Origin of the sequence: Anoxybacillus sp. ST70 (assembly GCF_019553625.1) — a bacterium.
In the GTDB taxonomy this organism is placed as follows: domain Bacteria; phylum Bacillota; class Bacilli; order Bacillales; family Anoxybacillaceae; genus Anoxybacillus; species Anoxybacillus gonensis.
Window position 1 is genome coordinate 35,420 of sequence record NZ_JAHZOF010000006.1, and the last position, 21,897, is coordinate 57,316.

Below are 21,897 nucleotides of genomic sequence, written 5' to 3' on the forward strand. Positions count from 1 at the left end.
TTGCATTCCTTATTTTATATACGTGTTATGGCAATGTATATAAATTTCATTCGCGTCGTTTCCGTCTCGTAAACTTTTTCAACTGCTCGACGATTTGCTCCATCATTTGTTCATACTGTTCATCGCCAAACTGTTCGTACAACCATTTATAGTCATTATAAATATCTAATAAACCGTCAATAATCTCTTTTTCTTCTTGTTTTCGACGCAACCGCTCATTTTCAAATTTTCTTGATATCACATGAACTTCACTCCAACGTTGAACATCGTAATTAGTAATAGTATATGTACATATAAAAAAGCCGACACAAAACGTCGGCTTTTTTATATCGCATAAGATGCTGGTGCAAAGTCAATATCAAATCCGAGATCTTCAAGCATTTGAAAATCAGCGTGTTTTTCTTGTCCGGCTGTCGTTAAATAATCTCCAACAAAGATGGAGTTGGCAGCATATAAACCGAGTGGTTGCAAGCTACGCAAGTTTACCTCTCGCCCCCCAGAAATGCGAATTTCTTTCGTTGGATGAATATAACGAAACAGCGCGAGCACTTTCAAACAATAGCGAGGATTTAATTCTTTTGTCCCTGCTAACGGCGTTCCATCAATTGCGTGAAGAAAATTGACAGGGATCGAGTCCGCATCTAGTGCTTTTAAGCTTCTCGCCATCGCAATGACATCTTGTTTTGTTTCTTTCATACCGATAATGACGCCAGAACATGGAGACATCCCTGCTTCTTTGACCGTTTCTACCGTCCGTATCCGATCATCGTATGTATGGGAAGTCGTAATGTGCGGATGATGCTCTTTCGATGTGTTAATGTTATGGTTGTATCGATCCACACCTGCTTCTTTTAATCGCAACGCTTGCTCTGGTTTTAATATCCCTAAACAAGCACATACTTTTAAACCGTATGTTTCTTTAATTTCTTTCACCGCAGATACAACAACATCTATTTCTTTATCACTCGGACCTCTTCCGCTTGCGACAATACAATATGTTCCTATTTTCGCTTCATACGCTCGTTTTGCCCCTTGTAAAATCGTATCTTTGTTTACCATTTTATATGTCGGAATCGAGGCAGTAGATATGGAAGATTGTGAACAATATCCACAATTTTCGGAGCACAATCCTGACTTTGCATTCATAATCATATTTAATTTCACTTTATTTCCGTAATACGTTTGACGAATGCGATAAGCGCCTTGTAGTAATAACAATAGTTCATCATCTGGACAATTTAATATCGAGAGCGCTTCATCATCTGTAATTTCCTCCCCTGTTAATACACGATCCGCGAGCAATAACCAATCCATTGTTCTCCCCCTTTACTTCTAATTACCAATAATCGTATTCGATCAAAAGATATATGTCAACATTATTTTTATATAAGTTAACAAAAGAAAGCTAGCGAGAACGTCTCGCTAGCTATACGTTTCTACAATATGTCGAGCAATCCATACCCCACATGCCCCAGCCTGTGCCAGTCCGCGCGTAATTCCAGCACCATCTCCTCCGACATATAACCCTGAAATTTCTGTTTCAAAACGTTCGGTTAATTTCGGACGTGCGGAATAAAACTTTGCTTCTACCCCATAAAAGAGCGTATGTTCTGAAGCAATACCTGGAGTAACTTTGTTCAACGCTTCTGTCATTTCGATTAAACTTTTCATCGTGTTATATGGAAGAACGAGACCTAAATCCCCTGGAACAGCTTCTTTTAACGTTGGTTCAATAAATCCTTCTTTCATTCGTTTTTCGGTTGAACGTCTTCCCTTCAAAATATCCCCATATTTTTGCACAATAATCCCACCGTTAGATAACGCATTCGCTAAACGAGAAATTTGCTGTGCATATTCGTTCGGCTGATCAAATGGCTCAGAAAATTTATGAGATACAAGAAGAGCAAAGTTTGTATTATTACTTCCTAGCTTCGGATCTTTATATGCATGGCCGTTCGCGAGCATAATACCAGAATGATTCTCGACAACAACATGCCCAGACGGATTACTACAAAACGTTCGAACTTGTGTTCCAACGGATGTGTTAAAAATAAACTTCCCTTCATACAAATGTGTATTAATTTCTTCCATTACTACGTTAGACGTTTCAACACGAACACCAATATCAACTTGATTATTGATCATTTTCAACCCGCGACGTTTCAATATGTTCGATAACCAAGCTGATCCATCACGCCCAGGAGCAATGACGACACGATTGGCATATAGCATATCTCCGTTTTTTAGTTGAACTCCTTTGACATGATTCATGCCATCGACTGTTTCGGTTAAAATGTCGCTCACTTCGGTTTTAAACACCATATCAATATGCGTTCGTAAATATTCATATATACTCTTTAAAATTTGTAAGTTTTGTTCTGTACCAAGATGGCGAACTTGCGCGCGCAGAAGTTTCAACCCAGCCGCATAAGCGCGTCTTTCTATTTCCTTCACTTCATCTGTCAGCGGATCAGTCAGAGACTGAGTGGCGCCATGTTTTAAATTAATTTCGTCAACATATCGGATAAGTTGTAACACTGTCGAGGCAGGTAAGTAATCCGTCATCCATCCGCCAAATTCGCTCGTAATGTTAAACTTCCCGTCTGAATAAGCCCCAGCTCCTCCAAATCCATTTGTAATGGAACAAGCAGGTAGACATCCAGCATAATCTTTTTTTCCAACTGGCGGTGGGCATTTTTCGATTTTCTTTTGCAAAATGGGACAGTTTCGCTTATAAATATCGTGTCCTTTATCAATGAGTAGCACGCGTGCACCCGGTAATTTTAACGTTAATTCATAACAAGTAAAAATCCCTGTCGGACCAGCTCCAACAACGATCACATCATAACGATTGTTCATTATTCATCCCTCACCTTTCATTTTCCGAATGTTAATATACTAAATAGGACATAAACAGTCAATAAAAAACGATCTTTTTTTTAAAAAAAACAATAAATGTTCGTGTTTGTTTTGTACAAAAAAAGAACGGCATGTACCGTCCTTTTAAAAATAACGTTTCTTCCAAAAAACAAACGCAGTCACACTTGAAAGAACGAAAGAGATTCCTAAAGCAACTAAATACGCATATGGCTTGTCTTGATACGGAATCGGAACGTTCATTCCGTAAAAACTTGTCACCATCGTTGGAAAAGAAATAACAATCGTAATAGCAGCTAAAAATTTCATTACAATGTTTAAATTGTTCGAAATGACAGAAGCGAATGCATCCATCATTCCGCTTAAAATGCTACTATACACCTCTGTCATTTCAATCGCTTGTTTATTTTCAATAATGACATCTTCTAACAACTCTTGATCATCTTCATACATCCGTAAATAATTCAAGCGAAGCAGCCGTTCCATCACAATATTGTTCGCTTTTAATGATGTTGTAAAATAAACGAGGCTCTTTTCTAAACTAAGCAACGAAAACAATTCTTTATTTTGCATCGATTGATGTAGCTGCTTTTCAATTTCACTCGTTTTGCGATTAATTTGTTTTAAATATCTTAAATAATACGTCGAAATCATATATAACATTTGTAAGGCAAAACGTGTTTTCATATACGTATAAAAATTTTTTACCTTACTTTTCGTAAACTCTTCAAAAATCGGATTTTCTTGGAGGCATACAGTAATAAAGCATGTATTTGTAATAATCATTCCAATTGGAATGGTTTCATATGTTGGAATGTTCCCTTCATCGTACGTAATAATTGGGATATCGACGATAATTAATACATGATTATCTTCTTTTTCAATACGTGAACGCTCTTCATCATCGAGCGCATCTTTAATAGAATCAATCGGAATGTTCAGATGTTCTGAAATGTAGCGAATTTCACTTTCCGTTGGGGAGACGAGATTAACCCAACAGCCATTTTTCAACTCGTGAATTTCTTCTAATTTTCCTTGCTCATTAGATAAATAAATGTTCATCATGGCGTAACCCCCCTTATCTTCTCTACAAAAGGGAAGCACCGCTTTTTTGTCGTTGGAGCGTCTGTTTCGTTCGTGAGCAGTACGTCCCAGCGAAAAAAAACGAAACGACTTCCCCTATTATTGCTGGTTCTGGTTCATTTGTACTCGCCCTGCTCATAACGGAAACGTCACTCCTTTCGCTTTTACGTTCATTACGCATTAATGATACATGTTTTGCCACCATTTGTATAGTTCCTTTTTCATTTTTTCTCACAATGAGTGCGCAAAATAGAAAAATATTTCTCGTTATTTTATAATCATGTGTGAAGGATGGTGAATACAATGAACATATACATGTGTGACGAAGCATTTGCATGGTACAAAGAGGAACTGCAACTACAGCGTGGAGACTACGTTCGTTTTTTTGCTCGATACGGTGGATGTAGCACCGTACAAAAAGGTTTTTCTTTAGGAGTGAATAAAGAAAGCCCGATCGACGCTGCAGTAAAATTAGAAAAAGAAGGAATTATCTTTTTTATTGAACAAAACGATACGTGGTATTTTGATGACCATGATTTGCATATTGAGTTTGACGAAGAACGAAACGAGCCAATATTTACATATAGATAAAAGCGGGATGGCCCGCTTTTATCTTTTTTTTGCCCGTTCATACGCTTCATGCCAATCAGGAAAATATTTTCTGATTAAAACAGGTTGAAACGTTTCTTTCGACACGCAAACATGTTTTGAAGTTGCTGTTGCTGCGATTTCATTTGTTGGCGTTAACACTTCATACCCATAAACAACCCGAATGCCGTCATATGACTCTACCCACGTTTTAATAGTGGCTGTCTCTCCATAGCGTAAAGGCTTTTTATAAGAAATTTGCAAATCAATAACCGGAGACACAATTCCCCTTTTCTCCATATCAGCATATTGAAAACCAAGTTGTTGAATAAAATGGGCTCGTCCGATTTCTAACCAAACTAAATAATTGGCATGGTAAACAACCCCCATTTGATCTGTTTCTGCGTAACGCACTTCAATTTCTTTTTGTGAAATCATCATTCGTTCTCACTCTCCGAAATAACAATAATTTATTTTTTTATTGTACCATACATAAGAACATGTAAACAGAGCATACAAAAAGCCGCACGTATGCGGCTTTTATCATTCATATCCTCTTTCACGAGCTCTTGCTTCATCTTTGATTTCTGCTCGCATCGCCTCAATTGCTTCTTCACGGCGATGATTTTTTTCCCTAATTTTTTCACGCTCCTCTGGACTAGCGAACGCCATCGTCTCTTCTGCTCTTTCAATATTCTCAAGCGTGTTTTGTACCATGTCCTGTAATTTTTCTACGTTGTCACGACGATCATCATAATTTGGCTTCATTTTATCATCCTCCTTGTAAAAGTAAAATGTACACTTTTATCGTGCACGTTTTTCTTCATGTTATACAAACTTTATTGTTTATCATAATCTAATTATGTAAACTATATAAGGGCGAATATTCGCCCTTATTCGCCCTTCGTTTGAATGACTTGTGGATGTTGACCAGATTGATCTTGCATTTGCTTTCCTTTATTGCCACCTGCTGCTCTTGGCTTCGTACCGATATGTTGTGGTACAAATGGTTGTTGATTACTTTTTGGATTGCCCATTTTTCATCCCCCTCTCCCTTATAGTATGGCTATATTACTCTGCTTTATGAAGCCAACGTGTTTCCATTTTCTCTTCCAATTTTTCTAATGCCCTCGCATCGTTTAATAGTTGTCGTTTATTTTCCATCACGAGTTCTGCAAATGTCCGTTTTCTTATTTTCCTCATTACGTATTCACCTACTTTTTGTTTTTTTCTATCTTTTCCAAACATAATGACAAATATACAAAAAATAGCCGATTCCTCGGCTATTTCCCCCATTTCTCTACATATTGCACCATTTGTTCATACGACATCGGACCGATTTGCTTTTCACGAATGATGCCTTGTCGATCGATAATAAACGACGTCGGAATCGGTTGAATATCATATTGCTTCATGACATGTCCATCAACATCTAGCACAACCGGAAACGTTAAACGATAATCTTTTACAAACTGATTCACTTTTTCTTTCGAATCTCTCACCATCACATTGACGGCTACAATTTCTATTTGTTTTTCATAACGCTCATAAAACGTTTGCATATCCGGCATTTCTGCGCGACAAGGTGGACACCACGTTGCCCAAAAGTTCACAATAACTGCCTTTCCACGCAATTGCGAAAGTTGAATGACTTTTCCATCAATCGTTTGCAAAGAAAAGTCCGGTGCCTTCATTCCAATATGAATACCGGTTGCGATCGTTTGTCTTTCCGTTATATGTTCCCAAAGCATGTATGCAAAAAAACTAAATAAAATAATAATAGCGAGCCACTTTTTCATCGACATACCGCCCTTCGATTTTTCATCTTAAAAAAAGGCGCATATGCGCGCCTTATCGAATATTTTTATGCTCGTTGCTCATTTTTTTTACTTCAACTTCAGCATATGAAGCAAACTCATTATTGAAGTCGTTTTTTTGTTTTGCGTTATTGTTTCGTTGCGCATTGGCATTTCCTAATTTTGTTCGTCCCATCGCTTTCCCCTCCTTTTTATACATGATGCACAAATAGTATGCGCGAATGGGACGTTTTACACTACGACGATTTGTTATTTAATTTTTGGACATATTCCTTTACCATGTCAACCGTCACATATTTTCGCTGTGGTACAATTCCATTTTTAGCTAATTCATTTATTTGTTTTGTTACTTCGTTAATGTTGTGTACAGAAAACGATTCGCCGCGTTGACATAAAGAGACGGCTTCCTCAATATACGCTTCTCGTTTCGCGTCTAGCTCGATAAACGCCCGAACGAGTGCATGTTGCTTTTGTGAATGTGCTGTAATCGCTTGGTGAACTTCATTCATCATCCATTCCTCCGATCATATCGTAAATATGTTGTAATTCGTCTATTGGTGCTTTAGCCGTTAATGCGGCAAATAAACCTGTAAAATGCTCATTTAGTTGTTCACGCATATGACAATGAAGTTGCTCAATAATTATATTCCACTGTTTTGTATAATGCGCGAGCAACCGTTGTTTTTGTTCAGCTACATACGCCGCAATTGGCTCATGTAATTGTTTTTCTAGCTCTTCTTTCATGAGTCGCTTTTCATCTTTTTCAAAAAATGATTTCGCATTTTTGTACAACGAAAGCGCCTTTTTAAACACGTTGCGATCGATTTGCTCAAAAGCGATCGGGAATTGTAACGTCGGAAAACTTGAAAGATCGACTTTTGTTACAATAAGATCATGCACTTGTTTCCACTGGTTTTCTAACGCCATAAAATGAAGATCGTACCGCTTATTTATAAAAGCTTCTATTCGCAAGCTAGTTGCACGCATTTCTTGCGCCAAATCAAATCCGATAGAGTATAAAAATTCATCTAAACATAATTGTAACGCCTTTTTTATATTTGTTTGTCGGTCATGCAAAACAGATGGATTAAACGATTCTTTAAACCAGTCTGACAGACGGAAAGAAATGCGCTGTTGAATATAATAAACTAACTCGTTCAGCTCTTGTTCGATTGCATGAACATCATAGTCTGTTTCATATTGTTCAATCATCTGTTCAAGCTGTTGTCGCTCTTGCTGCAAGATGTGCAACTTTTTACGTTTTATATCATCGCTTTGCTTCGCTTCTGCAATATATTCTGCTAACCGTTTTCGCGCTTGTTTCATTTGCAAACGAGCAGAAGCAATGGCTAGTGAGCCGATCTCATGATGGATAAACGGATAAAATGTTTGCTCGAACGTGCTCATTCCTGAATTCGATAACACATGATGATCGAATGTTTCCCCGTTTTTTTCTGCAAGTGCCCATTTACTCGATAATGGAAAAAGACGTGGATGGCGAATACCAAATTGCAAAAGCTGCTCTTTTACATAACGAACGACCGACTGCAATTCCTCTTCTGTATGAGCTAGGTCAGCTGCATTAATGATGAAAAACATTTTATCTAAACTAAATGTATCTTTCACACGACCAAGCTGAATTAAAAATTCACGATCCGCTTTGGAAAATGCATGGTTATAATATGTGACAAAGAAAATCGCATCAGCATTTTTAATGTAATTAAATGCTACTCCTGTATGACGAGCATTTACAGAATCGGCTCCTGGTGTATCAACAAGAATAATATTTTCACGAGTGAGCGGACAATCATAATACAATTCGATCCATTCAACAAAACACGATTTCGTTTCATTTGCTACATATTCGTGAAATTGCTGAAATGAGATGACAAGCAATCGCCCTAGATTTTCTTTCATTTGTTCATAACCGCGCACGACAGCTTGTAAAAATGCCCAATGTACACGCTCTTTTGCATCAATAGCTTCATTACGAATAGCTTTTTTGCTTTCTTCGATCGCCTCTTGTAACGAATGAACTTGCACGCCGAAAAAGCGCAAAGAGTGTTGCAAATCGTTTAAAAGCTGTTGCTCCGTTTTTACTTGTACAACTACGGTTCCATGTGGATGCTCGTCTGTCGGCGGAACAATTTTATTTATTGTCGCCGTCGTTGGATGAGGTGAAACAGGTAAGACGTGTTCACCTATTAACGCGTTTGCAAATGAAGATTTTCCTGCACTAAACGCCCCGAATAGAGCAATTGTAAACGTCCGTTGTTGAAGTTGTTGAATTTTTTCGCCCATTTCTTTCGCTAGCTGTTTCATCCCTTCAATCGGAGCAATCATTTGGCTAATGACCCGTAGCTTTTCGATCGTTTGCTCAACCGTCTCATTTGCCATTTGCACCGTTTGAATTGGACGTTCTTCTTGCACCGCTTCCTTTTCCTGTGGAACTTCTTCTTTCTTTTGATTGCTTATTCGCATCGTAAACGTCTCGTGAATAAATGGATAAATCGCATCATCGCTTAACGGTGTTGCATGGTCAACGACTTTTTGCAATTGTTCACGCGTATGTTTACGATGATAAACAAGTTGCTTCAATTGCTCCCAACGCGCTCGCTCCTTTATCAGCTCATCTAGTTGTTGCTCATATATATTTAACCGTTGTTGCGCCTTCCCTTTTTCAATTATTTGCTCCGCGAGTTGAAGAGCCGCATCGCGATATAACCGTTTTATTTCATTCGCTATATCGTTTGTATACGTTAATACATAGTCCCCTGTAACAAGCGGCTGATTTGGCTTTCGTTCAACAATCCATTGTTCTGAAAACGGAACAGTTAATTGTTGAATACGATGTAATAACTCGTGGTCATGAACGTCATATTGTTGATAAAAACGTTTCAGTAGGTCACGAACATGCCATTCTAACTGACTTTCGATTTTTTTTCGCAAATCTTCATAAAAAGCACGCAGTCGTTTCCGTCGTTCTTCCTCTGTTTTTTGCTTTGTAAACAAAAAACCTACTTTAAAATCAGGTTGACATGCTTCTAAGTAGGCACGAGCATGCTCTCTCGTTTCATAAGGCATCATATAGGCGTTATGCAACGTCGCTTCTAACTGCTGTTCAACATGCTGCTTTGCACTCAACCACGTTTTCTTTATATAATCAATCGCTTGCTCCGTTTCTTCCATTTTCTCAAGAAGCATTCTTTCATCCTCAAACGAAAGCGATTGACGAATATGTTGCTCTTCTTCCTCTTGTTGAGCGATAAGCATCTGCATATGATTATCAATCATTTGCTCGACAGCAATACGTATACTTTGCTCAAGCCGCTCCTCCTTTTCACAAAAAAGCAACTGCAACAACTGTTTTAATTCATCGAACTCATTATGTACATGCTCTTTTTGTTTCAGCGAAGTATAAAACATGCGTTCAAATGTGACTCCCCATTGCTGAAATGCCTCTTCAACAGAACGAGTAAACTGCGAAAACGGAAGCTCTTCTTCACGATGTTTATCAATTTGATTTACAACTAAGTATAACGTTTTTCCGTACTGTGACAACCGTTTTGTAAACTCAAAGTTCAATTCTGCCTGAACATGATTATAATCCATTACATAAAATATAACATCGGCTAAATGAAGAGCAGACTCTGTTGCCAAACGATGGGCATCATCTGTCGAATCAATTCCTGGTGTATCCATAAGTACAATTCCACTTGGAATTGTGTCTGTTTCATCGCTAATTTCAATCATATCAATTGTATCGCCATCTAGACAAAACGTTTTTACTTCTTCGTAATCGTAAGGAGCTGCGTATTCGATCGCTTGACCAGACTTATAATATACGCGTGCATACGGTTTCCCTGCTTTTACTTTCACAAGATTTGCACTTGTTGGAATAGGGCTAGACGGCAACAGTGAATCACCGATCAATTCATTAATTAAGCTAGACTTTCCGGCAGAAAAATGACCACAAAAAGCGATTGTAAATTCTTGATGATACACTTTTTTAATTAATTGTTTCGTTTTATTTGCCTGCGCCATGTCACCTATTTTCATAAATTCATCATGAAGTGCAATCAGTCGATATATCCATTGTTGCAATGATTTTGTTTTTGTCATTTGAATCATTTCCCATACCCCTTTTAAAAAATCTACCTTCATTTTACTGTAGTTCACAAAAAAAATACATAAAAAATCCCCTGCTTATTAGGGGGATTTTAATAAACGTAGCGCCTGCTCCTCTACACGAATACGAACAGATAAAAGGTATGCGTTACATATTGTAAATATGACAGCTGTCCAATATGCTTGAAACATAAGCGGAATAACAAGGAATTCTAGAACAACAACGAGGTAATTCGGATGACGAAACCATCTATACGGGCCTCTCTGTACCCGTTCTGCTTTTGGCAATACAATAATTTTTGTGTTCCAATACCTTTCAAGCGAAGCGATAATCCAAAGACGGAATAACTGTAATACGACAAATATGTTCAACAAAACAGGCCACAATCGTGACGGACGTTTACGAATCCCTTCTAGCAAGAGCGAAACAAAAAATAAACAATGCATACATACGATATACTTATAGTGATTTTGTCCGAATTCCTTTGCCCCCCGCTCCTTCATCCATCGTTCATTTCTTTTTGCCCAATACAATTCAACGAATCGTTGAACAATTAAAAAGAAAAATATGCTCCATTTCATACCCTATCTCCCCATTTTAACAACAAAAGTTCACAACTAAATCCTGGTCCCATCGCCATCATTAAACCGTATCCCTGTGGAGTCATCGACTGCTTTAAAAAACGTTGTAAAACAGCGAGCACAGTAACAGACGACATATTTCCGTACTGTCGTAAAACCGTGATCGCATGAGCGAGCTTGTCTTCATCGATGTGTAAACCATCTTGATACGCATCAAGCACTTTTTTACCACCTGGGTGCAAAACAAAATGTTCAATTTCGGAAAGTTTGATTCCACTTCTTCCTAAAAATAATTCTACGATTTCGCCAATTGATTGACGAATCATCGTCGGAATATGTCGAGAAAACACAACATAAAAACCTTGATCTTTTATATCCCACCCCATGACATCTTCCGTGTTACGCATAAATATCGATTGCATATCAATCACCTGAGGAACGACATTTTGTTGCAGTACATCATCCCCTACTACACACGCGCAACCTACTCCATCAGCAAATAATGATGTGCCAATAAGATTACTTTTTGATACATCATCCATTTGAAACGTTAGACTGCAAAGTTCCACAGCAAGAACAAGCACTTTCGCTTTCGGATATGCTCGACAGTAATCTACCGCCCGAGCGATACCAGCTGCTCCACCCGCACATCCGAGCCCCCATATCGGAATGCGTTTCATGTGTACAGAAAAAGGAAGTTCATTCATTATTCTTGCCTCAATGCTCGGTGTAGCAATTCCGGTCGTTGAAATAAAAAACATCGCTTCAATGTCTTCAAAACCAATGTTTCCACGACGTAAACAGCGTTCGATCGCCTCTTTTCCATATCGAACCGCATGTTCAATATACAGCTTATTTTTCTCAGCAAACGAATGAGTTTGCATATACCAATCTAATGGTTGTACAAACGATCTTGACTGAATATGATCATGTTCAAAAATAGATAATAACCGATCAATATGTTCATAACGGTGTTGAAACATACGTTTTATGGCAACCATCACCTCGTTTTGTGAAACGCGGTAAGGAAGTTTAGCTAATTCAACTGCAACAATACTCGGCATCTATGTTCCTCCTTTCGGTAAAGATAATATTTTTCCAATAAAGAAATTTTATACATGATAAATAGAAAAGCTTTCCTCTCAGCAATAGGAGGAAAGCTTTCGACGTTTTGAAAGGAGGTATGTTGTTGTGCACTTTCATTATAACGCAATTTGTTGTTTCGTCACTATGTTTTTTATATATTCGTGTTTGGATGTGTCGAAAAATGATGTCATCAAAGTGAAAAATTTGTTATGATGAAGAAAAAAGGGGGGTCTTTTTTATGGCTTTAGGTGAGAAAATTACAACGATTTTAAATGGAACGATCGAATCGATTCGGTCTGTTATCCCACTACTAATGACAATTGATAAGCCTTCATTGTTTGTCCAACCTTTTACACAAACATCTATTAGTGTATTGATCGGGATGACTGGAGACTTACGTGGGCGTCTAATCATTGAAGGACATGAAACGATGTTTGGAAAAATCGGAGAAACGATGTTCGGTATGCCGTTAGAAGGTGAAATGCTTGAATCATTTACTGGTGAACTTGGGAATATGATCGCAGGAAACTTGGCCACAGTCGTATCACAAAAAGGCATTACCATTGATATTACTCCTCCGACTGTTCTTGTTGGTCAAACAAAAATTTACGGTTTTGACAAAGCTTTTCGCGTACCGATCCACTTCGAAAGCAATGGGGAATTACAACTTATTTTAACAATTGATAATGAATAAATGAGAAGCTTGCGCTTGTAAGCTTCTTTTTTTATGCCATAGCCATCTTTTTCTAAATATTTCACACTTTTTTCACAACCTCACAAAATGCGTGTGACAAAAGTCACAGATACCCCTTATTTTTACGGTTATGATGATGGTAAAGTAACGAATGAACAATTTGTGAAACATCTGAAGAAAGCGTTTCATTTCACAAATTGTTTTGTATGATGTAAGTGTATACATTTCTATTTAAGGTTTATTTAGGAAAGGAGGGGTGGAAATGAAAACTCAATTAAACACAAACACACCGAAAACAAAAGTGGAGAAAGAACCCGCATTAAAAGGAACACTTGCTTCTGTTTTGTTTTTAGGGTTTTTCCTCATTTTCACGTGGGTAAGCGTATATTTCTTGTTTTTAAATCGCTTATAGAGAGAAAGGAGACGAGACGTTATGCACATGCATAAGTATGAAAAAATTTGGCTGTTTTTCGGCATCGGTTCGTTATTCGTATTTTTAGCCGTCTTAGGAGTCGGTGCATTTGCGCAAGGAACGCAACCACCAAGCTGTTTAACAACGATCGATCCGGAAAAAGTCGATCAAACACCACCATTTGATAAACCAGGCCTTGTTAAAACGGGAGATAATGAATATCAATTGAACATCGTTGCTTCTGCATTTGCGTATACACCAAACCAAGTCGAAATTCCAAAAGGAGCAAAAGTAACGATCAATGTCGCAACGAAAGACGTGATCCACGGGTTTGAAATGGCTGGAACGAACGTAAACATGATGGTTGAACCTGGATACGTCAGTAGCTACACACAAACATTTGATAAAGTTGGCGAGTATGTCATTTTATGTAATGAATATTGCGGTGCCGGTCACCACTTAATGACGGCGAAAGTGAAGGTGGTTGAACAATGATGAACGGAACATGGAAAGTTGATGCACGTGATGGCAAATTAGCCATGGCCCATATTTATGTCGCTTTCGTTGCACTTGCGTTAGGAGGACTTGCTGGTCTATTACAAGTGCTTGTACGCTCTGGAAAATTTGAATTGCCGGCAGGCATTAGCTATTATACGATTTTAACAACGCATGGCGTATTGCTTGGACTCGTTTTAACTACATTTTTCATTATCGGTTTCCAATTTGCTGCTGTAAGTCGTACTGCCGGAACGCTTTCTGACCGCGTGCGGTTTTGGGGTTGGATCGGTTTTTGGCTCATGACAATCGGTACAGCGATTACTGCCTTTTACATTTTAATCGGTGAAGCTTCTGTTTTATATACATTTTATGCCCCACTACAAGCACATGCAGGTTTTTATATCGGTTTAACGCTTGTTGTGGTCGGTAGCTGGATTAGCGGTTTTGCTATGTTCGCTCATTATGCAAAATGGAAAAAAGCTCATCCGGGTCAAGTCAGTCCGTTGCTTACATTTATGTCTGTTGTCAACATGGTATTATGGCTCGTTTGTTCGCTCGGTGTAGCAGCGACTGTATTATTCCAGCTTATTCCTTGGTCATTAGGTTATGTCGATCGGATTAACGTGCTCGTAAGCCGAACATTGTTCTGGTATTTCGGTCACCCGCTCGTATATTTCTGGTTATTACCGGCATATATGATTTGGTATGCAATTATTCCAAAAATTATTGGTGGAAAAATGTTTTCAGACTCCCTTGCTCGTATGTCATTCATCTTATTCTTAATTTTCTCGATTCCTGTCGGTTTCCACCATCAACTTGTGGAACCTGGAATTGATCCAGCTTGGAAATACTTACAAGTTGTCTTAACGTTTATGGTCGTTATTCCATCATTAATGACTGCGTTCTCAATGTTCGCAACGTTTGAAATGTACGGTCGCTCAAAAGGAGCAACAGGATTATTCGGATGGTTACGAAAACTTCCTTGGGGTGATGCACGTTTCTTTGCGCCGTTTGTCGGTATGTTGTTCTTTATCCCTGCTGGTGCTGGTGGTCTTGTCAACGCATCACACCAATTAAACCAAGTCGTCCATAATACGATTTGGGTAACTGGTCACTTCCACTTAACATTAGCGACAACAGTCGTATTGACATTCTTCGGGGGAGCTTATTGGCTTATCCCGCACTTAACAGGACGAGTCATGACAAAAGCAATGAATCGTCTAGCAATTATTCAAACAATCGTTTGGTCCATCGGTATGATTTTCATGTCTAGTGCGATGCATTTTGCAGGGTTACTTGGTGCCCCACGCCGTTCAGCATTTTCAACATACGGCGATGCGCCACAAGCACTAGAATGGATTCCTTATCAAATCGCTCAAGCGGTTGGTGGAACGATTTTATTCATCGGTATTATTCTCGTGCTCATTATCGTAACAAACTTAGCATTTTTCGCTCCAAAAGGTGAAACAGAGTTCCCTGTTGCAGAAGTAGCTGAGCAGGCTGAACGTACACCACTTGTGTTCGAAAACTGGACATTGTGGATCGGTATTGCGGTTGTACTCATTTTAATCGCATATACAGTTCCATTTATCGATATGATCCAAAATGCACCTCCTGGATCAAAAGGGTTTAAACTTTGGTAAAAAACCGGGCACTCGCCCGGTTTTTTTATAATCGATAAATATGTTTATATTTTTCTTCTAAGTAGTTGATTAAGTAGATTGGATTTAAACCTTCTCCAGTTACTTCATGTAAAATATCGAGCGGTTTTTTCGTTTTTCCGAATTGGTGAACATGCTTTGTAAGCCATTCTCGAATACGAACAAGTTCCCCATTTTCAAGCAACTGATGAAATGTCAGTTCTTTCTCCATCGTATGTTTAAACTGTGCCGCATACATATATCCAAGTGCATACGATGGAAAATAACCAAAACTTCCTCCAGCCCAATGCACATCTTGAAGAATTCCTTCCGCATCACGCTCTGGACGAATACCTAAATACGCTTCGTATTTTTCGTTCCAAATGTATGGTAAATCTTTCACTTCAATGGCGTCATCAAACAATGCTTTTTCCATTTCATATCGAACAATGATGTGTAATGGATACGTCAGCTCATCAGCTTCAATACGAATAAGGGACGGTTTCGACTCATTAATCGCACGATAAAAATCGTCTAACGAAACATGCGAAAAATGCGGAGCATATTGTTGTAATAAACGATAATATCGCTTCCAAAATGAATAATGACGAGCAATAAAGTTTTCATAAAACAACGATTGGGATTCATGAATCCCCATTGACGTTCCATCGTACAACGGTGTACCTGCCAGTTCTTTAGAAATATGTTGTTCATAAAGGGCATGACCACATTCGTGAATTGTACCAAATATGGCTGTTCGGAAATCGTTTTCGTCATATTTCGTTGTAATTCGGACGTCCCCATCATTTAATGTAATAGCAAAAGGATGTACAGTTTCATCTAGCCGACCTGCATCAAAATCGTAACCTAACTCTTTTAACAGCGCCAAACTAAATGCTTTTTGCTTTTCTTTCGGAAACGGTTGAAATAGAAAGCTCGTTTCCGGTTTGTGACGGGACTGGCTAATTTGCTGAACGAGCGGAACAATATGATGACGTAGTTTTGAAAACACATCATCTAATAAATCGACTGTCACGCCCGGCTCATATAAATCTAATAGCGTATTATATGGGTGTCCGTTTGTGCCCCAATATGTAATGAAACGTTTTGTAAAGTCAACAAGCTGTTTTAAATATGGTTCAAAAAGGGAAAAGTCAGATTTTGCTTTCGCTTCTTCCCATACACTTTCCGCTTTTGATTGCAAAATGACATATTGTTTATATTCGTCAGCAGGAATTTTTTTATTGCGCTCATACTCTTTTTGACATTCTGCTAACGTATAACGGGTAACAGGTGATAATTGTTCTTGTACCGACTTAGCGGAAAGTTCCGCAATATATGCGGCCATTTGTTCTGAAGTCGACATGCGAAACACTTCTTGCGACAACATCCCGATTACTTCAGAACGTTGGTCAACCCCTTTTTTCGGTGCCCCTGTGCGCAAATCCCAATACATAAGTGAAATGGCTTCTTTATATGCCATCATTTTTTTGATGTATTGGAGAAATTGCTTTTCTACTTCTTGAATACTTGTCTTCATCTTCTTCCCTCCATTCTATATTTGTTATTCTACAATACTTACAATGATTCCTTTATTTTTGTTGTACATCTGTCGGTAATACACGTTTGATCGCCTCGATTACTTGCATCGGTTCATCATCTGTTACAAAAATACATACGATTCCTCGATCATCTCGTTGACGAATAAGGCGCCCGATTCCTTGTCTCAATCGTAAAATCATATACGGAACATCAACTTCCCAAAACGGATTGTCCGTTTCCTTTCGCTTCGCCTGAAAAACAGGGTCATTTGGAGGGTAAGGAAGCGCCCAAATAATCACGTTGCTTAATGAAGGGCCTGGAATGTCTAATCCTTCCCATAAATGTTGGGCACATAAAATCGTCTCTTCTTCATTTTGAAAGCGAGAAACAAGTTCGCTAATTTCTTGATCCCCTTCAAATAAGAAAGAAAATTGTTCTTCACGCTGGGCACGAGCTTTAAATTCATTCAATTGTTCGCGCGTTGGGAACAATACGAGAGCACGCCCATTCGTTTCGCGTATTTTTTCTAAGGCATACGCGTATTTCTCTTCAAATATACGTTCGTTCTTTTCAAATATTGGCATGTAAATGGTCATTTGTTCATCGTAGTCAAACGGGGAATCGACATGAAACGATATATATTCGTCAATTCCTAGACTTTTTGCCATATAATCAAATGATTTTTCATTTGATAGTGTGGCAGACGAAAAAATAAATGGCATGCGTTTAGAAAATACTTTTTCCCGCAACACTTCCTGTACCGTTCTCGGCATAATCACAAGCGTATTGCCATCTAGCGATGATTCAAGCCATGTAATTGCATCTCGGTTGTGAATAAATAAGTGCAAGGAGTGATGAATTTGATCGAGGTACTCATCAACAACTTTTAATTGATAGTGATCAATCGTGTACGTCTCACTTTCAAAGACGAGTTCATCTCCAATTTGCTCAACTTTTGTTTGTAAATTTTGTGCAAGTTGCAAAAGAGATGGAGTAAACGTTAACTCTTGACGATTCGATCCCGGTACAGCTTTCGCATGATTCATTAATTCATCAAAAAAACGTACACTCAGTTCTAATGTATCTTCAATTAAATAAGCTAATTGTTCACGAATATCATTTTCTAATAAACGAGAAAGCAATGTCTCTAACGTCGTTTCTTTCATACGATACGTCAACGCTTTTTGAGCGGCAAACTCTAATAAATGCCCTTCGTCAAAAATGACACAGCTCGCTTCAGGCAAAAGTGGAAGCTGTCCCTCGCGTTTCCGCGCTTCATACGTCCAAATATGTTCCATGTAAAAATCGTGCGAACAAATAATTAAATCCGCTGCTTTCCGATAATAGTCGCGCGATAACGTTTGACCACAGCGATGACGTTTTTCGCACGCTAAACAGTCTTGAAACGGATCCCAAGCAATTTTTGACCATTGTTCATCACTTAAATGAGCATAGTCTTTTCGATCACCATAATGATAAAACGTTTGAAGTGGAGCATGATCATGAACAAAAGGAGGCAGTTCATCAAAAATTTGCTCGTACAACTCCTCTTCTTCCGTCATTAATACTTCGTCTAATTTGTTTAAACATAAATATTGATCTGACGATTTGGCTAGTCGAACATCAATGTCCATGTTTAAGACGCGCGAAATTTTCGCAATATCTCCTTCTTTTTTGACAAGCTGTTCAATTAACGTTTCATCTGCGCAAGCAATAATCGCAGGCTTTCCGATATAACGTGCATAGCAAATAGCATAAAGTAAATATACGATCGTTTTTCCTGTCCCTACACCCGCCTCGGCGAACATCACTTTTTTCTCTTTAAACGCTCGCTCAAGTTGAAATGCCATAAAAATTTGTTCATCGCGTAATTCAAACCCTGCTTCAGGTAAAATATCGTAAAAAACGTCCCCAATCCATTCATTCAATTTATCAAAAAAGTTTTCATTTTTGTTTAATGTAAACGGATATTTGCTCATATTTTTTAGCCCCTCCATCAATTTAAACGAAGTACACAAACATTAATTATCGATCAAAAAAAGAAAGAAGTCAATGAAGTTGAAAAGAAAAAGCTGTCAGCGAGACAGCTTTTCGTACAAACGTGGCGGACGAGGTCCCCAAAACTGATAATATTGCGTTTCGATGAAGCCGTTGAACAATTTTCGGCGTTTTGTTGCACGTCTACCATACAATTGCTCAAATTGACGGTGAGAAGTTAACATATAGATCGACCACGTATCGAGAGCTGCAAATGTTTTTCCCATTTCTCGATACAATTGTTCCACTTCTTCTTTTTCTCCTAATCGCTCACTATAAGGCGGATTGCCGACGATGACACCGTATTCGTCTTTCGTCCGAAAATCTTTTACTTGCATTTGTTTAAATGTAATTAAATCTGCTAATCCAGCTTCTTGGGCATTTATTTTCGCTATATCGACCATGCGATGATCAATATCAAATCCGACAATATGCAACGGTTGGTCATAACGCGCTACATCTTCCGCCTCTTCTCTTGCTTCGTCCCATAAGCGAGATGGGATCCAATTCCATTGCTCACATACAAACTCGCGATTAAATCCCGGCGCGATATTTTGTCCAATTAACGCTGCTTCAATTGCGATCGTTCCTGATCCACAAAATGGATCAACAAACGGACGATCTGGCGTCCAATTCGTTAATTGAACGAGCGCTGCTGCTAATGTTTCCTTTAATGGTGCTTCCCCTTGTTTGACGCGATATCCTCTTTTATGCAATCCTGCTCCACTCGTATCGATCGTTAATGTAGCGATATCTTTATGTAAAGCTACTTCAATACGAAATAACGCGCCTGTTTCCTCAAACCAAGAAATGCGATAATGTTGTTTTAAATGTTCAACAATCGCTTTTTTTACGATTGCTTGACAATCTGATACGCTAAACAATTTTGATTTGACGGATTTTCCGACAACGGGGAATTGGGCATCTATCGGCAAAAATTGCGCCCATGGTAACGCTTTTGTTTGTTCAAACAACTCATCAAACGTTGTCGCCGGAAATTCACCTACTTTGATTTTTACACGATCGGCTGTGCGAAGCCATAAGTTCGTGCGACAAATCGCCCGCTCATCTGCAACAAATGTCACTTTCCCATTTTCTACTTCACAGTCATAGCCGAGCGCACGCACTTCGTCTGCAACGATCGATTCAAGTCCCATCGCCGCAGTAGCAATGAATGTCATTTGTCCCATATGTTTTCACCTTTCATTCATGTATAGCATCCCATTCCTGAATAAATAGTTGCACTTCATCTATTCGCATCGGCTTAGCGATGTAATATCCTTGTGCCATATCACATTGCTGTTGGCTTAAAAACTCATATTGTTGCCCCGTCTCGACCCCTTCTGCGACAACAGATAAATGTAAATGATGCGCCATCATAATAATCGTTGATACGATCGTTGCATCATCGCTATATAAAGATAGGCGACGAATAAACGATTGATCAATTTTTAAAATGTCGATTGGAAAGCGATGCAAATAACTTAATGAAGAAAAACCTGTCCCAAAGTCATCAATGGCTAGTTTAAAGCCGCATTGTTTCAGCTGTACGAGTTTTTGAACAGACTCTTCAGCATTTGGCATAATCGTACTTTCCGTCAGTTCTAATTTAAAAAAGCGTGTATGCACATGGTTTTCTTTCACAATTGTCGATAATTGCTCGACGAAATCGTCTTGTTGGAAATGTACGGCAGAAATATTTACTCCTATTTTCATATGTGGGGCGAATTGATGGATCGCCTTTATATGTATGCACGCTTGTTCAAATAGCCACTTCGTCATCGGAACAATAAGCCCCGTTTCTTCTGCAAGTGGAATAAATTGCGCCGGCGAAACGAATCCGATGTTTGGTTGTTCCCAACGCATTAATGCCTCAAGCGCTTCAATTTTTTTCGTCTTCATATTCACGATCGGCTGATAACAAATGAATAACTCATTTCGTTCCAACGCTTTTCGTAAATAATTTTCTAACGTCACAACTTCGCTTTGATAATCCAATTTAGCGGTATATAACTCAAAGCGATTTCGTCCGCTTTCTTTCGCTTTTTGCATTGCACGATCCGCTCGACGTAACAACGTCTCTCCATCATCTCCATCGTTTGGGTATATACTGATCCCAATGCTTGCTGAAATGTATACGTCTTTTCCATTCAGCATAAATGGAACTTGAAGTGCCTCAATCATTTGTTCTGCTATTGTTATTGCTTCTTGCCCATCTTTTAGTTTAGGCAAAATGACGACAAATTCGTCCCCACCAATGCGTGCAAGCGTATCTTTCGTGCGCAATAACTTTTTTAAACGATTAGCCACTTTTTTTAATAGGATGTCTCCGCTATAATGACCGAGTTCATCATTAATATACTTAAATCGATCTAAATCGAAAAGCAAAATGGCTAATTGCTGATTGTAACGCCGAACTACATCAAGTAAATGTTGCAGACGTTTCATAAATAATTGGCGATTTGGAACGTTTGTTAATAAATCATAATTGGATAACCGTGCTAATTGCTCCATCGTTCGTTTATGTTGCGTCACATCTGAAAAAATCGCAACATAATGCGTCGGAACTCCCGTAGCGTCATAGACTGCTTTAATCGTTAGCCATTCAACAAACAGTTCGCCGTTTTTTCGTTTATTCCAAATTTCTCCTTTCCAAACTCCATGATTGCGCAACGTCTCCCACATGTTTTCATAAAACTTCCGATCATGTAAACCGGAACGGAGAATGTTCGGTTTTTTTCCTAACACCTCTTCTTGTGTATAACCCGTCACTGTTTCAAACGCCGGATTCGCTAATAAAATACGCCCTTGCCCATCCGTGACAATCATTCCTTCATCTGCTTCTTGAATAATCGTATGAGCGATAGATAAAAATGTATCTGTTTCAAACAAAGATGACAACTTTTTGTTCAC

24 protein-coding genes are annotated in these 21,897 nt (G+C 38.6%); 5 read left to right on the top strand and 19 right to left on the bottom strand.

The genetic code is table 11. From position 1 onward, the window contains the following. Positions 1–46 precede the first annotated feature (46 nt). The 5 genes from K1I43_RS09395 to K1I43_RS09415 form a co-directional block, all read right to left on the bottom strand. Positions 47–241 carry a hypothetical protein gene (locus tag K1I43_RS09395; protein ID WP_009361282.1) on the bottom strand — a complete coding sequence of 65 codons (195 nt, stop codon included), beginning with the start codon at positions 239–241 and terminating at the stop codon, positions 47–49. A gap of 83 nt (positions 242–324) precedes the next feature. Then, positions 325–1,314: a biotin synthase BioB gene (gene bioB, locus K1I43_RS09400; protein WP_009361283.1), complete on the bottom strand. Its 990-nt coding sequence runs from the start codon at positions 1,312–1,314 to the stop codon at positions 325–327. Between the two features lie 108 nt (positions 1,315–1,422). Further along, positions 1,423–2,859, bottom strand: coding sequence for an NAD(P)/FAD-dependent oxidoreductase (locus tag K1I43_RS09405; protein ID WP_136260197.1), 1,437 nt, complete (start codon positions 2,857–2,859; stop codon positions 1,423–1,425). Between the two features lie 144 nt (positions 2,860–3,003). Then, positions 3,004–3,942 carry a magnesium transporter CorA family protein gene (locus tag K1I43_RS09410; protein WP_009361285.1) on the bottom strand — a complete coding sequence of 313 codons (939 nt, stop codon included), beginning with the start codon at positions 3,940–3,942 and terminating at the stop codon, positions 3,004–3,006. Between the two features lie 22 nt (positions 3,943–3,964). Next, entirely contained in the window at positions 3,965–4,099 is a 135-nt protein-coding gene (locus K1I43_RS09415) for a hypothetical protein (RefSeq protein WP_255572031.1), read from the bottom strand. A gap of 164 nt (positions 4,100–4,263) precedes the next feature. Here K1I43_RS09415 and K1I43_RS09420 point away from each other — a divergent pair, with 164 nt between their 5' ends. Further along, positions 4,264–4,551 carry a HesB/YadR/YfhF family protein gene (locus tag K1I43_RS09420; protein WP_009361287.1) on the top strand — a complete coding sequence of 96 codons (288 nt, stop codon included), beginning with the start codon at positions 4,264–4,266 and terminating at the stop codon, positions 4,549–4,551. 18 nt (positions 4,552–4,569) lie between these two features. On the opposite strand, the gene K1I43_RS09425 is transcribed toward K1I43_RS09420, so the two are convergent. From K1I43_RS09425 to K1I43_RS09470, 10 genes are all read right to left on the bottom strand, one after another. Beyond that, entirely contained in the window at positions 4,570–4,989 is a 420-nt protein-coding gene (locus tag K1I43_RS09425) for an acyl-CoA thioesterase (protein ID WP_019417703.1), read from the bottom strand. Between the two features lie 102 nt (positions 4,990–5,091). Continuing rightward, entirely contained in the window at positions 5,092–5,316 is a 225-nt protein-coding gene (tlp, locus tag K1I43_RS09430) for a small acid-soluble spore protein Tlp (RefSeq protein ID WP_009361289.1), read from the bottom strand. A 125-nt stretch (positions 5,317–5,441) separates the two neighbouring features. Beyond that, positions 5,442–5,585, bottom strand: coding sequence for an acid-soluble spore protein N (locus tag K1I43_RS09435; protein WP_003396082.1), 144 nt, complete (start codon positions 5,583–5,585; stop codon positions 5,442–5,444). A 34-nt stretch (positions 5,586–5,619) separates the two neighbouring features. Next, positions 5,620–5,751, bottom strand: a complete 132-nt coding sequence (locus K1I43_RS09440) for an FbpB family small basic protein (protein WP_009361290.1) — start codon at positions 5,749–5,751, stop codon at positions 5,620–5,622. Between the two features lie 80 nt (positions 5,752–5,831). Then, positions 5,832–6,347 carry a peroxiredoxin family protein gene (locus K1I43_RS09445; protein ID WP_009361291.1) on the bottom strand — a complete coding sequence of 172 codons (516 nt, stop codon included), beginning with the start codon at positions 6,345–6,347 and terminating at the stop codon, positions 5,832–5,834. A gap of 52 nt (positions 6,348–6,399) precedes the next feature. Then, positions 6,400–6,540: a hypothetical protein gene (locus K1I43_RS09450; protein ID WP_009361292.1), complete on the bottom strand. Its 141-nt coding sequence runs from the start codon at positions 6,538–6,540 to the stop codon at positions 6,400–6,402. A gap of 61 nt (positions 6,541–6,601) precedes the next feature. Next, positions 6,602–6,874 (bottom strand): YpbS family protein, encoded by a 273-nt coding sequence (locus K1I43_RS09455; protein ID WP_019417706.1) that lies wholly within the window; start codon positions 6,872–6,874, stop codon positions 6,602–6,604. Then, positions 6,867–10,496, bottom strand: coding sequence for a dynamin family protein (locus K1I43_RS09460; RefSeq protein ID WP_136260198.1), 3,630 nt, complete (start codon positions 10,494–10,496; stop codon positions 6,867–6,869). Before K1I43_RS09460 ends, K1I43_RS09455 begins: the two co-directional genes overlap by 8 nt. A gap of 78 nt (positions 10,497–10,574) precedes the next feature. Next, complete coding sequence (locus K1I43_RS09465; protein ID WP_136260199.1) at positions 10,575–11,075, bottom strand: isoprenylcysteine carboxyl methyltransferase family protein; 501 nt, start codon at positions 11,073–11,075, stop codon at positions 10,575–10,577. Beyond that, positions 11,072–12,139 carry a type III polyketide synthase gene (locus tag K1I43_RS09470; RefSeq protein ID WP_136260200.1) on the bottom strand — a complete coding sequence of 356 codons (1,068 nt, stop codon included), beginning with the start codon at positions 12,137–12,139 and terminating at the stop codon, positions 11,072–11,074. Before K1I43_RS09470 ends, K1I43_RS09465 begins: the two co-directional genes overlap by 4 nt. Before the next feature lie 260 nt (positions 12,140–12,399). Here K1I43_RS09470 and K1I43_RS09475 point away from each other — a divergent pair, with 260 nt between their 5' ends. The 4 genes from K1I43_RS09475 (at position 12,400) to K1I43_RS09490 (ending at position 15,408) form a co-directional block, all read left to right on the top strand. Further along, positions 12,400–12,855: a chemotaxis protein CheX gene (locus K1I43_RS09475; RefSeq protein WP_009361297.1), complete on the top strand. Its 456-nt coding sequence runs from the start codon at positions 12,400–12,402 to the stop codon at positions 12,853–12,855. Between the two features lie 262 nt (positions 12,856–13,117). Continuing rightward, positions 13,118–13,267, top strand: a complete 150-nt coding sequence (locus tag K1I43_RS09480) for a cytochrome c oxidase subunit 2A (RefSeq protein ID WP_009361298.1) — start codon at positions 13,118–13,120, stop codon at positions 13,265–13,267. Positions 13,268–13,288: 21 nt separating this feature from the next. Continuing rightward, positions 13,289–13,762 carry a cytochrome c oxidase subunit II gene (locus K1I43_RS09485; RefSeq protein WP_006318623.1) on the top strand — a complete coding sequence of 158 codons (474 nt, stop codon included), beginning with the start codon at positions 13,289–13,291 and terminating at the stop codon, positions 13,760–13,762. Continuing rightward, positions 13,759–15,408, top strand: a complete 1,650-nt coding sequence (locus tag K1I43_RS09490; RefSeq protein ID WP_075039111.1) for a b(o/a)3-type cytochrome-c oxidase subunit 1 — start codon at positions 13,759–13,761, stop codon at positions 15,406–15,408. Before K1I43_RS09485 ends, K1I43_RS09490 begins: the two co-directional genes overlap by 4 nt. A 25-nt stretch (positions 15,409–15,433) precedes the next feature. Here K1I43_RS09490 and K1I43_RS09495 read toward each other — a convergent pair whose 3' ends face one another. The 4 genes from K1I43_RS09495 to K1I43_RS09510 all read right to left on the bottom strand — a co-directional run bounded on the left by K1I43_RS09495 (position 15,434) and on the right by K1I43_RS09510 (position 21,897). Further along, a complete protein-coding gene (locus K1I43_RS09495; RefSeq protein WP_136260201.1) occupies positions 15,434–16,945 on the bottom strand; it encodes a carboxypeptidase M32 in 1,512 nt (503 codons plus the stop codon). 52 nt (positions 16,946–16,997) lie between these two features. Beyond that, positions 16,998–18,926, bottom strand: a complete 1,929-nt coding sequence (locus tag K1I43_RS09500; protein WP_136260202.1) for an ATP-dependent DNA helicase — start codon at positions 18,924–18,926, stop codon at positions 16,998–17,000. Between the two features lie 96 nt (positions 18,927–19,022). Continuing rightward, positions 19,023–20,174 (bottom strand): THUMP domain-containing class I SAM-dependent RNA methyltransferase, encoded by a 1,152-nt coding sequence (locus K1I43_RS09505; RefSeq protein WP_136260203.1) that lies wholly within the window; start codon positions 20,172–20,174, stop codon positions 19,023–19,025. Between the two features lie 13 nt (positions 20,175–20,187). Continuing rightward, positions 20,188–21,897 (bottom strand): putative bifunctional diguanylate cyclase/phosphodiesterase, encoded by a 1,710-nt coding sequence (locus tag K1I43_RS09510; protein WP_370628352.1) that lies wholly within the window; start codon positions 21,895–21,897, stop codon positions 20,188–20,190.